Consider the following 13602-nt stretch of genomic DNA (forward strand, 5'->3'; position numbering starts at 1 on the left):
GGGCCCGGACCGGTGATCGGTCCGGGCCCTTCCGCGTACGTACGGGAGATCAGCGGCGGTGCTGCGAGTCCGCCACCGTCACCTCGACGCGCTGGAACTCCTTGAGGTCGCTGTAGCCGGTGGTGGCCATCGCGCGGCGCAGGGCGCCGAAGATGTTCATGGAGCCGTCCGGGGTGTGCGAGGGGCCGGTGAGGACCTCCTCCGTCGTCCCGACCGAGCCGAGGTCGACCAGCTTGCCGCGCGGCACGTCCTCGTGGACGGCCTCCATGCCCCAGTGGCGGCCGCGGCCCGGCGCGTCGGTGGCGCGGGCCAGCGGGGAGCCCATCATCACGGCGTCCGCACCGCAGGCGACGGCCTTCGGCAGGTCGCCGGACCAGCCGACGCCGCCGTCGGCGATGACGTGCACGTACCGGCCGCCGGACTCGTCCATGTAGTCGCGGCGGGCGCCGGCGACGTCCGCGACGGCGGTGGCCATCGGGACCTGGATGCCGAAGACGTTGCGCGTGGTGTGCGCGGCGCCGCCGCCGAAGCCGACGAGGACTCCGGCCGCGCCGGTCCGCATCAGGTGCAGGGCGGCGGTGTACGTGGCGCAGCCGCCGACGATGACCGGGACGTCCAGCTCGTAGATGAACTGCTTCAGGTTCAGCGGCTCGGCCGCGCCCGAGACGTGCTCGGCGGAGACCGTCGTCCCCCGGATGACGAAGATGTCGACGCCCGCGTCGACGACCGCCTTGGAGAACTGGGCGGTGCGCTGCGGGGAGAGCGCGGCGGCGGTCACGACGCCGGAGTCGCGCACCTGCTTGATGCGCTGCCCGATCAGCTCCTCCTGGATGGGGGCGGAGTAGATCTCCTGGAGCCGACGGGTCGCGGACTCGACCGGCATCTCGGCGATCTCGTCCAGCAGCGGCTGCGGGTCGGCGTGCCGGGTCCACAGGCCTTCCAGGTTCAGAACGCCGAGGCCGCCGAGCTCGCCGATCCGGATGGCGTGCTGCGGGGAGACCACGGAGTCCATGGGCGCGGCCAGGAACGGCAGCTCGAAGCGGTAGGCGTCGATCTGCCAGGCGATCGAGACCTCCTTCGGGTCACGGGTGCGGCGGCTCGGAACGACGGCGATGTCGTCGAATGCGTAAGCCCGGCGGCCGCGCTTGCCGCGCCCGATCTCGATCTCAGTCACGATGTGTGGCCTTTCCCTCTACGTCTGCGCTGACCAGTATCCCCGACGCACACGTGAGGGGCGGTACCGGGAACTCCGGTCCGCCCCTCACCTGCGCCGATGCGTTACTTCCCGCGTTACTTCCGGCTGTAGTTCGGCGCTTCCACCGTCATCTGGATGTCGTGCGGGTGGCTCTCCTTGAGACCCGCCGAGGTGATCCGGACGAAGCGGCCCTTGCTCTCCATCTGGTCGACGGACGCGGCGCCGACGTAACCCATGGTCTGGCGCAGGCCCCCGACGAGCTGGTGGAGGACGTTGGCCAGCGGGCCCCGGTAGGGCACCTGGCCCTCGATGCCCTCGGGGACGAGCTTGTCGTCCGAGGAGACCTCGGCCTGGAAGTAGCGGTCCTTGGAGTAGGACCGGCCCTGGCCGCGGGACTGCATCGCGCCCAGCGAGCCCATGCCGCGGTACGACTTGAACTGCTTGCCGTTGATGAACATCAGCTCGCCCGGGGACTCCTCGCACCCGGCGAGCAGGCTGCCCAGCATCACGCTGTCCGCGCCGGCGGCGAGCGCCTTGCCGATGTCGCCGCTGTACTGGAGGCCGCCGTCGCCGATCACCGGGACGCCCGCGGCACGGGCGGCGAGCGCGGCCTCGTAGATCGCGGTGACCTGCGGGACGCCGATGCCGGCGACCACGCGGGTGGTGCAGATCGAGCCGGGGCCGACGCCGACCTTCACGCCGTCGACACCGGCGTCGATCAGCGCCTGGGCGCCGTCGCGGGTGGCGACGTTGCCGCCGATGACGTCCACGCCGACGCTCGACTTGATCTTCGCCATCCAGGCGAGGGCGTTGCTGTTGTGGCCGTGCGAGGTGTCGACGATCAGGAAGTCGACGCCCGCGGAGGCGAGGGCCTGCGCGCGCTCCAGCGCCTCGGGGCTGGCGCCGACGGCCGCGCCGACCAGCAGCCGCCCCTCGGCGTCCTTGGCGGCGTTCGGGTACTGCTCGGCCTTCTTGAAGTCCTTGACCGTGATGAGGCCCTTGAGGAGGCCCGCCTCGTCGACCAGCGGCAGCTTCTCGATCTTGTGACGGCGCAGCAGCTCCATGGCCTCGACGCCGGAGATGCCGACCTTGCCGGTGACGAGCGGCATCGGCGTCATGACCTCGCGCACCTGGCGCGTACGGTCCGACTCGAAGGCCATGTCGCGGTTGGTGACGATGCCGAGCAGCTTGCCCGCGGCGTCGGTGACCGGCACGCCGCTGATGCGGAACTTCGCGCAGAGCGCGTCCGCCTCGCCGAGCGTGGCGTCGGGGTGCACGGTGATCGGGTCGGTGACCATGCCGGACTCGGACCGCTTGACCAGGTCGACCTGGTTCACCTGGTCCTCGATGGAGAGGTTGCGGTGCAGCACGCCGACGCCGCCCTGACGGGCCATGGCGATGGCCATGCGGGCCTCGGTCACCTTGTCCATGGCGGCGGACAGCAGGGGGATGTTCACCCGTACGTTGCGCGAGATGAGGGTCGAGGTGTCGACCGCGTTGGGAAGGACCTCGGACGCGCCGGGCAACAGCAGCACGTCGTCGTAGGTCAACCCGAGCGTCGCGAATTTCTCGGGCACTCCGTCGACGTTTGCAGTCATGACACCTTCCCCAAATGGCCTTGATCGGTGCGGATGTCCATGCTAACGGCCCCGGGAGGTGTCTCATTCCACGATCAAGATCACTTGGCAGTTCTGGAGCTTCGCACGAGGCGGTCGCAGTGGAGCCCGCCGTGCCGTTACTGCTCCGCGAGCGCCCGGAGCCTGCTGAGCGCGCGGTGCTGGGCGACCCGGACCGCACCCGGGGACATCCCGAGCATCTGGCCGGTCTCCTCCGCGGTCAGCCCGACCGCGACCCGCAGGACCAGCAGCTCGCGCTGGTTCTCCGGGAGGTTGGCGAGGAGCTTCTTGGCCCAGGCGGCATCGCTGCTGAGCAGGGCGCGCTCCTCCGGGCCGAGGGAGTCGTCGGGCCGCTCCGGCATCTCGTCGGAGGGGACGGCCGTCGATCCCGGGTGGCGCATCGCGGCGCGCTGGAGGTCGGCGACCTTGTGTCCGGCGATGGCGAAGACGAAGGCTTCGAAGGGGCGGCCGGTGTCCTTGTAGCGCGGCAGCGCCATCAGCACCGCGACGCAGACCTCCTGCGCGAGGTCCTCCACGAAGTGGCGAGCATCACCGGGGAGGCGGTTCAGCCGGGAGCGGCAGTAGCGCAGGGCGAGGGGGTGGACGTGGGCCAGCAGATCATGGGTGGCCTGCGCGTCGCCGTCGACGGCCCGGTGCACGAGGGCACCGATCACCGTGGTTTCGTCGTCACGCATCGGACCATGGTGCCCTGATGCCGTACGGTCCGCTCCACCGCGTCCCGAGTTGTGCACCGAAGCGTTATGAGCGGGTGCGCCGGATGTCATGTCCTGCGCCCTCCCCTTCCGCTCGACCGAATCGTTCCTGAGGAACTCCACGACTCAAGGATGCGTCATCGGCCGGGAAGCGTCACATGGCACCGCTGAGCGGGCGCCCGGATACGGGGTGTGGAACCGGTGGCCCGCTCCGTGACCCCGTCCGCCGGTCTGCGGACGGGGCGCGGCCCGGGCCGCGTGGTCAGCGGACCAGGCCCCAGCGGAATCCGAGGGCCACCGCGTGGGCACGGTCCGAGGCCCCGAGCTTCTTGAACAGACGGCGGGCGTGGGTCTTGACCGTGTCCTCGGAGAGGAACAGCTCGCGGCCGATCTCCGCGTTGGATCGGCCGTGGCTCATGCCTTCGAGCACCTGGATCTCCCGCGCGGTGAGCGTGGGAGCCGCCCCCATCTCGGCGGACCGCAGCCGGCGCGGGGCGAGCCGCCACGTCGGGTCGGCCAGCGCCTGGGTGACGGTGGCCCGCAGCTCGGCGCGCGAGGCGTCCTTGTGCAGATAGCCGCGGGCCCCGGCGGCGACCGCGAGCGCGACCCCGTCCAGGTCCTCGGCGACGGTCAGCATGATGATCCGGGCCCCGGGGTCGGCGGAGAGCAGTCGCCGGACGGTCTCCACACCTCCCAGACCGGGCATGCGTACGTCCATCAGAATCAGATCCGAACGATCGGCACCCCAGCGGCGGAGGACTTCCTCGCCGTTGGCCGCGGTCGTCACGCGCTCGACGCCGGGCACGGTGGCCACCGCGCGACGGAGCGCTTCTCGGGCAAGCGGGGAGTCGTCGCAGACGAGGACGGATGTCATGACCGTCCTCCGCAGCTGATGCGCGTCACCTTGAGCCTCCAGGCTGATACAAGTCGTCACCTGTGCGGTCGACCCCCTCGGACATGTGCCCGAGCCGGATATCCGTCAACCGCATCCGTTCCCTTAACGACGGTCACTCGAAAGAGTTACGGGTCGTGCGACCGGGTTCGGCACTCTACGTGAAGGCCCGAATACGGAGGAGAACGGCGCGGGTGATTCACCCGTCAACTTGATCTTCACTCCTCGGCGTGCCCTATTTGGCAGCTTTTCTTCCCTTTCAAGGGTGTCTGTGGCTAGATTCGCAATCAGTCATATTTACATCTACTAGCACCGTAGATGTACGGTCGAGACTTCGGTCACACCGATCACAGACGGTCCGAACACAGCAGGCCGTCGATCACAGACGGTCGAGGATGCCGCTTCCGACGCAGCACAGCTCCGAGGGGACAAGCAATGGCAGATTTCTCCCGCCTTCCCGGACCCAACGCAGACCTGTGGGACTGGCAGCTGCTCGCCGCCTGCCGAGGCGTGGACAGCTCCCTGTTCTTCCACCCGGAGGGTGAGCGCGGCGCGGCGCGGAGCGCCCGCGAGACCTCCGCCAAGGAGGTGTGCATGCGCTGCCCGGTACGGGCCGAGTGCGCGGCGCACGCCCTGGCCGTACGAGAGCCCTACGGCGTGTGGGGCGGCCTGACGGAGGACGAGCGCGAAGAGCTGATGGGCCGGGCCAGAACCCGACTGATCACCGCCGCGCCGTCCGGGGCCCCCACCGCAGGCCCGGGCCCCGGCGCGCCCTGACACCCGTACGCCGCACCGCAACGAAGAAACGTTTCTTCGACACCTTCAGCCATCCGGCCCGCGCCCAGCCGCAGCGGGGCCGGACCCCTCACCGCACGTGTGCCGCCGGGCTGCACGGCCCCGCCCGGCCTCAGCGGGCGGCCGTCCGCGCCAGCTGGTCCAGGGTGGCCGCCACCGCCGGAACCCGGGCCAGGTCCGGCAGGGTCAGCGCGACGATCTCCCGCTCGATCGCGGGCTCGACCGGCACGGCCCTGGCCCCCTTGGCCCGTACCGACTCGACGGCCAGTTCCGGCAGCACCGCCACCCCGAGCCCGGCCCCGACGAGACCCATCACCGCCGGGTAGTCGTCGGTGGCGAAGTCGATGCGCGGGGCGAAGCCGGACTCCTCGCAGACCTCGACCAGTTGCCGGCGGCAGCGCGGGCAGCCCGCGATCCACGACTCCTCGGCCAGCTCGCCGATGGACACGCTCGACGCCTCCGCCAGCCGGTGCCCCTCCGGCAGCAGGCCGATCAGCCGGTCGGTGAGCAGCGGCCGGACCACCAGGTCGTCCCATTCGCCGCCGGTCGCCCCGTAACGGAACGCCAGCGCGATGTCGCAGTCGCCCTCGCGCAGCAGGTCCACCGAGCGCGGCGGCTCGGCCTCGACGAGCGAGACCCTGGTGCCGGGGTGTTCGGCGCGCAGGGCGGCCAGCGCCCCGGGGACCAGGGTCGAGCTGCCGCTGGGGAAGGAGACCAGCCGGACCCGGCCGGCCCGCAGTCCGGCGATGGCGGCGACCTCCTCCTCGGCGGCGGTCAGCCCCGCGAGGATGCCGGAGGCGTGCCGTACCAGCGCCTCGCCGGCCTGCGTGAGGCGCATCTCGCGCCCGGTGCGGATCAGCAGCGTGGTGCCGGCGGAGGATTCCAGGGCCTTCATCTGCTGGCTGACGGCGGGCTGGGTGCAGCCGAGTTCGCGGGCTGCGGCGGAGAACGAGCCGGTGGTGGACACGGCGCGCAGGACACGGAGGTGGCGAGCTTCGATCACTCCACCAGCATAAGGAACTCTTGGAGAAGGGGCGAATTAATGGTGATGAACTTTGACATCGGGGCGGTTAGCGTGAGCGCATGAAGCTGCTGACCGTGAACATCGGACGCCCCACCCCCTCCGCGCAGACCGCCGGACCCGATGGCCTCACCGGGATCGACAAGCGCCCGGTGGAAGGCCCCGTGGAGGTTCTCGAACCCGGGCCCAAGGGCGTCGGCGGCAGCGGACTGGCCGGGGACGCGGTGTGCGACCTGCGCCATCACGGCGGCAGCGACCAGGCGGTGTACGCCTTCGCCCGCGAGGAGCTGGACGCCTGGGAACGGGAGCTGGGCGGCCGGAAGCTGGCCAACGGGGTGTTCGGCGAGAACTTCACGACCCTGGGCCTCGACGTCAGCGGCGCGCGGATCGGCGAGCGCTGGCGGGTGGGGTCGGACCTGGTGCTGGAGGTGACCTCCGGGCGCATCCCGTGCCGGACCTTCGCCGGCCACCTCGGGGAGAAGGGATGGGTGCGGCGGTTCACCCAGCAGGGCGCCACCGGCGCGTATCTGCGGGTGATCGAACCGGGCGCGGTCCGCGCCGGGGACCGCATCGAGATCGTGCACCGGCCGGACCACGAGGTCACCGCCGCCCTGCAGTTCCGGGCGGTGACGACCGAACGCACCCTGCTGCCCGCGCTGCTGGCCGCCGGAGAGGCGCTGCATCCCGAGGCACTGCGGCAGGCCCGGGAGTACGCCGCGCAGCAGGGCTGAGGGCCGGGCGGGGCGGTTCCGTACGAGGACGGCACCCGGTTCGGTGACACAGCGTCACTCCGCGCGATGTCGATCCGTACACCTCGGAAGGCGGCGCGCCGCATGGGTTCGGGCCGCCGACGCCCCTCCCCCGGGACAGCGGGCGGGTGAGGTCCCGGTCGGTGCGGGGCACTAACGTGCCGCGTATGACGACTGCACTGATCACGGGCGCGACGGCGGGCATCGGGGCCGCGTTCGCGCGGCGGCTCGCGGCCCAGGCGCACAACCTGGTGCTGGTGGCGCGGGACACCGCACGGCTGCGCGAGCAGGCCACGGAACTGCACGACCGGCACGGCATCGAGGCCGAGGTGCTGAGCGCCGACCTGTCCACGGACGGCGGGATCGAGGCGGTCGAGAAGCGGCTCGCGGACCGCAGGCACCCGGTCGAGCTGCTGGTCAACAACGCCGGGTTCGGCAACAAGGGGCGCTTCCTGGAGGTGTCCATGGCCGATGAGCTGACGATGCTGAAGGTGCACTGCGAGGCGGTGCTGCGGCTGACCTCGGCGGCGGTCGCCGGGATGAAGGAGCGCGGCCGGGGCGGGGTCGTCAACGTGGCGTCCGTCGCGGCGTTCGTGCCGCGCGGTACGTACGGGGCGTCCAAGTCCTGGGTGGTGCAGTTCACCCAGGGCGCGGCGCGGGATCTGGCCGGGTCGGGGGTGCGGCTGATGGCGCTGTGCCCCGGGTTCGTCCGGACGGAGTTCCACGAGCGGGCCGGAATGGGCACGGACAACATCCCGGGCTGGATGTGGCTCGACGCGGACAAGCTGGTGGCCTCCGCGCTGACGGATCTGGCCCGGGGGAAGACGGTGTCGATCCCGGACCCGCGCTACAAGGCGCTGATGGGGCTGGTGAAGGTCGCGCCGCGGGGGCTGCTCGGCGGGGTCACCTCGCGGACGGGACGCAAGTACGGTCCGCAGTAGGCGGCCTGTCCACTTCGGTACGCGGTCCGGAGGCGGCTTGTCCGCCTGGGTATGCGGTCCGGAGGCGGCTTGTCCGCCCCGGTACGCGGTACGGGAGGCGTACGGGAGTTGCTCGGCCCCTCCCGTGTCCGGCCGCCCTGTGATCGAATGATCGTCCGTTGCTCAGGGTTCGATCATTTCTGCTCCAGGGGGCTGTCTCCGTGCGCGAAGGTGCTGCTGAACGTCATGACCGGCTGCTGAACCTCGTACGCGAGCGGGGCACCGTACGGGTCTCGGACCTGGCGGACCGGCTCGGCGTCGCCACCGTCACCGCCCGGCGCGATGTCGAGGCGCTGGCATCCCGGGGGCTGCTGGAGCGGGCGCACGGGTCGGTGTCCTGGCCGGCCGACCGGGGCCCGGCCGGTACGCCGGCGGGCGGCGGTCCGGTGATCGGGATGCTGGCCCCGGCCGCCGCCTACTACTTCGCCGAGGTGATCCGGGGCGCGCACGAGGCGGCCGCCCGGCTCGGCGCGCGGCTGATCCTGCGGGTCACCGACTACCGCCCCGAGGACGACGCGGCGCACGCGGCCGGGCTGCTGGCGGCCGGGGCGCAGGGGCTGCTGCTGGCGCCGAGCTGGACGGAGCCGGACCACCCGGAGCGGTACGGCGAGTGGGTGGCCCGGCTGCCCGGCGCGAAGGTGCTGGTGGAGCGGAAGGGCGCACCCGGCAGCCCGTTGGAGGGCCTGGACCGGGTGGGCTCGGACCACGCCCACGGGGTGCTCCTCGCCGTTCGGCACCTGGTGCGGCTGGGGCACGGGACGCCGATGCTGGTGGCCCGTTCGGACAGCCCGACGGCCCTGGCGGTACGGGCCGGGTTCACGCGGGCGCTGGCCGTGCTGGGTCTCGCCGGGACTGAGCCGCTGATCGCGTCGGTCTCCGCCGACCGCGATCCGGCCCTCTTCGAGCGGTCGGCGCTGGCGGTGCGTGACGCGGTGCGCGAGGGGCGGGCGAGTTCGGTGCTGGTCCACAACGACGAGGAGGCCATCCGGCTGGTGCGCCGGCTGGCCGAGCTGGGCGTGCGGGTGCCCGAGGACCTGGCGCTGATCACGTACGACGACGAGGTGGCCGCGCTCGCCGACACCCCGCTGAGCGCGGTGGCCCCGCCCAAGCGGGACGTGGGGCGCGGTGCGGCGGAGCTGCTGGTGGAGCGGCTGTCCGGGCCCCGGCACCCGGGCGGGGACGGGCAGCCGCCACGGCGGCACGTGGCGCTGCTGCCGACGTTGCGGGTACGGGAATCCTGCGGGGGGCCGGGGGCGGGCGACGCCGACCGTCTTGCGACGGTCTGACCCTCTTCACCCCCTCCCGAATCGATCATTATTCGATCATTCAATCTTTCGCTCTTGACTTCGCTCAGGAGGGATCGAAACATCGCGGCTACCCAGCTCGTACCGTCCGTACAGGAGCCATGCCGTGAGCCGCAGTTGGTCCCGTTCCGTCCATGCGCTGGTCGGCGCCGCCACCGCCCTCGCCCTTGTCACGGCGTGCGGCGGCGCCGACGACTCCCGCGCCCGAGGTACCGCCGACGCCCCGGTGACCGTGTCCTTCTGGGCATGGACGAAGGGATCCCAGGAGGTCGTGGACGCGTTCAACGCGACCCACGACACGATCCGGGTGACGTTCGAGGAGATACCGTCGGGCGGCCTCGGCGGTTACCCCAAGATCGCCAACGCGGTGAAGGCGGGCATCGCCCCCGATCTGCTCTCCATCGAGTATCCGCAGCTGTCCGCGTTCGTCAGCCAGGGGTCGCTCCAGGACCTCAGCCCCTATCTGACCGAGGACGTCAAGAAGAAGTTCCTGCCGCAGACGATCGAGATGACGACGCTCGGCGGCAAGAACTGGGCCGTCCCCTTCGACGCCGCGCCCCAGGTCTTCTACTACCGCAAGGACTTCTTCGCCGAACACTCCATCGAACCGCCCGCCACCTGGGACGACTTCCGGAGCGCGGCCGAGCAGGTGCGGAAGGCCGCCCCGAACACCCGGATCGCCACCTTCTTCCCCGACGACCCGACGTTCTTCCAGGCCATGGCGTGGCAGGCGGGCGCGCAGTGGTTCCGGGCCGGGACGGACGCCTGGCGGATCGACACGACGGATCCCGCCTCGGAGCGCACGGCCAACTACTGGCAGGACCTGATCGACGACCGGCTCGTCTCCACCGCGTCCTCGTTCAGCCCCGAGTGGACCAGCTCCCTGAAGCAGGGCACCACCGTCGGCTACCTCGGGGCGTCCTGGGGCGCGGGCGTGCTGGCGGGCATCGTGCCCGAGCAGAAGGGGAAGTGGGCGGCGGCGGCGCTGCCGAGCCCGGAGGCGGACCGGCCGGCCAGCGGGATGATCGGCGGCTCCACGTTCGCGGTCAGCAAGGGCAGTACCAAGACCGCGGCCGCCGTCGAGTTCGCGCTGTGGATGGCGACGCACGAGGACGCGATCAACGCCCGGATCGGGGCGAGCACGTCGAGCGCCCTGCCCGCCTCCCCCGCCATGGTGCCGATCGCGAAGAAGGCGTTCGACACGAGCTTCTACGGCGGCCAGGACCTGTACGGGCTGTTCGAGGAGGCGGGCCACTCCATCGGGCCCGACTGGGTGTGGGGCCCGAGCCCCGGCGCGACCAACTCCGCGCTGGGCGACGAGCTGGACGAGGTCGTCGGCGGCGGCTCGACCCTGCCGCGCGCGCTCCGGCGGGCCCACGAGGCCACCGTCGCCGACCTGAGGAAGCGCGGTCTGAAGGTCGAGGAGCCGTCATGAGCGGCAACGACGGAGGGCGGGCGCCGAAAGCGCTGAGCGCCCTCGGCAGAGGCCGCACCCCGCGCCGCTCCACCGCCCTCAGCTCACGCACCCGTACCCGGCTGGCGGCCTGCACGCTCCTCACCCCCTTCTTCGTCCTGTTCACCGTGGCGATGATCGCCCCGGTCGGCTACGCGCTCTGGCTCTCCCTCTTCACCGAGAAGCAGTCCGGCCTCGGCTTCGACGGCCCCCGTACCGTCTTCGACGGGCTGGGCAACTACGCGGACGCCCTGGGCGACCAGGCGTTCCGCGACGGATTCTGGGTGCTGCTCGGCTACTGCGCGCTCTACCTCCCGCTGATGATCGGCGGAGCGATCGTGCTGGCGCTGCTGCTGGACACCGCGCTGGCCCGCGCCCGCCGCTTCTTCCAGCTGGCGCTGTTCCTGCCGCACGCCATCCCCGGCCTGATCGCCGCGCTGATCTGGATCTACCTCTACACCCCGCAGCTCAGCCCGGTCGTCGCCGCCATGGAGGCCGGGGGCGTCGGCTTCGACTTCTTCTCCTCCGAGGGCACGCTCCCCTCCATCGTGAACATCGCGCTGTGGCAGTGGCTCGGCTACAACGTGGTGATCTTCTACGCCGCCCTCCAGGCCGTGGACCGCTCGCTGCTGGAGGCGGCGACCGTCGACGGGGCGGGGAACTGGCGGATCGCCTTCTCCGTCAAGCTCCCCCTGATCCGCTCGTCGCTGGTGATGGTCCTGCTCTTCACGGTCATCGGTTCGCTCCAGCTGTTCACCGAGCCCCTGATCCTCAGCCGCGGTTCGGGCTCGGCTGTGACCAGCACCTGGACCCCGAACATGTACGCGTACAGCGCCGCCTTCGAACGCAACGACTACGGCCTCGCCGCCGCCGCGTCCGTACTGATCGCCCTGGTCGCGGCCGTGCTCTCCTTCGTCGTCACGCGCTTCACCAACCGTAGGAAGGAGGCACGCCCATGACCTCCGGCCGATGGCTGTCGAAGTCCGCGGTCAACGTCGTCCTGCTGATCGCCGCCGTGTACACCCTGTTCCCTCTGGTCTGGCTGCTCTCGGCGGCCACCAAGGACGCGGGCAACCTGCTGGGCGGCGACGTCTTCTCCCTCCAGGGCTTCGACCTCGCGCACAACCTGTCCGAGCTGACGGCCTACCAGGACGGCGTCTACTTCCGCTGGTACGGCAACTCGCTGCTGTACGCGGGCATCGGGGCGCTCGGCTGCTCGCTGGTCAGCGTCGCCGCCGGGTACGCCTTCGACAAGTACCGCTTCCGGGGCAAGGAGAAGCTGTTCGCCCTGGTGCTGCTGGGCGTGCTGCTGCCCTCCACCGCCCTGTCGCTCCCGCTGTATCTGCTGGCGGTCGAGACCGGCACCGTCAACACCTACTGGGCCGTCCTGATCCCGGCGCTGGTCAACCCGTTCGGCGTGTATCTGTCCCGGATCTTCAGCGCGGGCTACATCCCCGACGAGGTCCTGGAGGCCGCCCGGATCGACGGGGCGGGCGAGATGCGGGCCTTCTGGTCGGTCGGCCTGCGCATGGTCATGCCCGGCTTCGTGACCGTCTTCCTCTTCCAGTTCACCGCGATCTGGAACAACTTCTTCCTGCCCCTGGTCATGCTGTCGGACAAGGACCTCTATCCGCTCAGCCTGGGCCTGTACAACTGGCACAGCAACGCCAACGCCGACCCGTCCTTCTATCCGATGGTCGTCACCGGCTCCCTCCTCGCCGTCACCCCGCTGATCATCGCCTTCGTCACGCTCCAGCGGCACTGGAAGGCCGGCCTCACCGCAGGAAGCGTCAAATGACCACCACACCCACCGCTCTCCTCGCCATGGGCCCCGGCATCGCGGACCGCCTCTTCACCCCCGTACAACGGGCACGCCTCACCGCGCTCGTCGACACCGACCCCGCCCTGAGCGCCCACCGGCTGACCGACCCGACGCCCGAGGTGGCCCGGGCGCTCGCCGACGCGGAGCTGCTCATCACCTGCTGGGGAGCGCCCCCGCTCACCGCCGACGTCCTCACCGCCGCCCCCCGGCTGCGGGCCGTCGTCCACGCCGCCGGGAGCGTCAAGCACCACATCACCCCGGCCTGCTGGGAGCGCGGCCTCCGGGTCACCTCGGCGGCCGGGGCGAACGCGCTGCCGGTCGCGGAGTACACGCTGGCCGCGATCCTGTTCGCCGGGAAGAACGTGCTGCCCGCCGCCCACCGCTACCGGGAGCTGCGCGTCCCGCACGACTGGCGGGCGGAGCTGACGGGGCACGGCAACTACCGGCACGCCGTGGGCATCGTGGGCGCTTCGCGGATCGGCCGCCGGGTGATCGAGCTGCTGCGCCCGTTCGATCTGGAGGTGCTGCTCTTCGACCCGTACGTGGACACGGGGGCGGCGGCCCGGCTGGGCGCGGAGAAGGTGGAGCTGGAAGAGCTGTGCGCCCGCAGCCGGATCGTCTCCGTCCACGCGCCCGAACTGCCCGCGACCAGGCATCTGATCGGGGCGGCGCAGTTGGCGGCGATGGCGGACGGGGCGACGCTGATCAACACCTCGCGGGGTTCGCTGATCGACGGCGACGCGCTGCTGCCGGAGCTGGTGTCGGGGCGGCTGAACGCGGTGCTGGACGTGACGGAACCGGAGGTGCCGCCCGCCGGCTCGCCGCTGTACGACCTGCCGAACGTGCTGCTGACCCCGCATGTGGCGGGTTCGCTGGGCGACGAGATCCACCGCCTGGCGGACTTCGCGCTGGACGAGGTGGCGCGGTACGCGAGCGGGCTGCCGTTCGCGGACCCGGTGACACCGGAGGACCTGACGCGCATGGCCTAGGAAGTGTCCGGCCCGGAACCCACCGAGGCCCGGCGCCCCCGCGCCGGGGGGGCCGGGCCTCGGTGACGTACCG

The 13602-nt window shown here is 71.4% G+C and carries 13 protein-coding genes; 8 read left to right on the forward strand and 5 right to left on the reverse strand.

Annotated features, from left to right (window positions below; all coding sequences use genetic code 11):
- Nucleotides 1-49: 49 nt before the first annotated feature.
- The 4 genes from ACFWM7_RS26350 to ACFWM7_RS26365 form a co-directional block, all read right to left on the reverse strand.
- Nucleotides 50-1174, reverse strand: coding sequence for a GuaB3 family IMP dehydrogenase-related protein (locus ACFWM7_RS26350; protein WP_383264805.1), 1125 nt, complete (start codon nt 1172-1174; stop codon nt 50-52).
- A 116-nt stretch (nt 1175-1290) separates the two neighbouring features.
- The gene (gene guaB / locus ACFWM7_RS26355; protein WP_030084431.1) at nt 1291-2793 is read right to left on the reverse strand and encodes an IMP dehydrogenase; all 1503 of its coding nucleotides are present in this window, start codon (nt 2791-2793) and stop codon (nt 1291-1293) included.
- A 137-nt stretch (nt 2794-2930) separates the two neighbouring features.
- On the reverse strand, nt 2931-3506 hold the full coding sequence (locus tag ACFWM7_RS26360; RefSeq protein ID WP_030084428.1) for a sigma-70 family RNA polymerase sigma factor: 576 nt from the start codon (nt 3504-3506) through the stop codon (nt 2931-2933).
- A 280-nt stretch (nt 3507-3786) separates the two neighbouring features.
- Nucleotides 3787-4398, reverse strand: a complete 612-nt coding sequence (locus ACFWM7_RS26365) for a response regulator transcription factor (protein ID WP_003948568.1) — start codon at nt 4396-4398, stop codon at nt 3787-3789.
- A gap of 453 nt (nt 4399-4851) precedes the next feature.
- Between ACFWM7_RS26365 and ACFWM7_RS26370 the strand changes: the two genes are divergently transcribed.
- Entirely contained in the window at nt 4852-5193 is a 342-nt protein-coding gene (locus ACFWM7_RS26370) for a WhiB family transcriptional regulator (protein WP_383264809.1), read from the forward strand.
- Between the two features lie 130 nt (nt 5194-5323).
- Here ACFWM7_RS26370 and ACFWM7_RS26375 read toward each other — a convergent pair whose 3' ends face one another.
- A complete protein-coding gene (locus ACFWM7_RS26375; protein ID WP_205084485.1) occupies nt 5324-6214 on the reverse strand; it encodes a LysR family transcriptional regulator in 891 nt (296 codons plus the stop codon).
- An 80-nt stretch (nt 6215-6294) separates the two neighbouring features.
- On the opposite strand from ACFWM7_RS26375, the gene ACFWM7_RS26380 reads away from it, so the two are divergent.
- The 7 genes from ACFWM7_RS26380 (at nt 6295) to ACFWM7_RS26410 (ending at nt 13529) form a co-directional block, all read left to right on the forward strand.
- A complete protein-coding gene (locus tag ACFWM7_RS26380) occupies nt 6295-6963 on the forward strand; it encodes an MOSC domain-containing protein (RefSeq protein ID WP_383264811.1) in 669 nt (222 codons plus the stop codon).
- A 185-nt stretch (nt 6964-7148) separates the two neighbouring features.
- The gene (locus ACFWM7_RS26385) at nt 7149-7922 is read left to right on the forward strand and encodes an SDR family NAD(P)-dependent oxidoreductase (protein WP_383264813.1); all 774 of its coding nucleotides are present in this window, start codon (nt 7149-7151) and stop codon (nt 7920-7922) included.
- Nucleotides 7923-8122: 200 nt separating this feature from the next.
- Nucleotides 8123-9247: a substrate-binding domain-containing protein gene (locus ACFWM7_RS26390; RefSeq protein WP_383264816.1), complete on the forward strand. Its 1125-nt coding sequence runs from the start codon at nt 8123-8125 to the stop codon at nt 9245-9247.
- A gap of 124 nt (nt 9248-9371) precedes the next feature.
- A complete protein-coding gene (locus ACFWM7_RS26395) occupies nt 9372-10700 on the forward strand; it encodes an ABC transporter substrate-binding protein (protein WP_383264818.1) in 1329 nt (442 codons plus the stop codon).
- Entirely contained in the window at nt 10697-11677 is a 981-nt protein-coding gene (locus tag ACFWM7_RS26400; RefSeq protein WP_383264821.1) for a carbohydrate ABC transporter permease, read from the forward strand. The genes ACFWM7_RS26395 and ACFWM7_RS26400 overlap by 4 nt, the downstream gene beginning before the upstream one ends.
- Nucleotides 11674-12516, forward strand: a complete 843-nt coding sequence (locus tag ACFWM7_RS26405) for a carbohydrate ABC transporter permease (protein ID WP_383264824.1) — start codon at nt 11674-11676, stop codon at nt 12514-12516. Before ACFWM7_RS26400 ends, ACFWM7_RS26405 begins: the two co-directional genes overlap by 4 nt.
- Nucleotides 12513-13529 (forward strand): hydroxyacid dehydrogenase, encoded by a 1017-nt coding sequence (locus ACFWM7_RS26410; protein ID WP_383264826.1) that lies wholly within the window; start codon nt 12513-12515, stop codon nt 13527-13529. The genes ACFWM7_RS26405 and ACFWM7_RS26410 overlap by 4 nt, the downstream gene beginning before the upstream one ends.
- Nucleotides 13530-13602: the final 73 nt, after the last annotated feature.

Source organism: Streptomyces sp. NPDC058375 (assembly GCF_042723425.1).
In the GTDB taxonomy this organism is placed as follows: Bacteria; Actinomycetota; Actinomycetes; order Streptomycetales; family Streptomycetaceae; genus Streptomyces; species Streptomyces durocortorensis.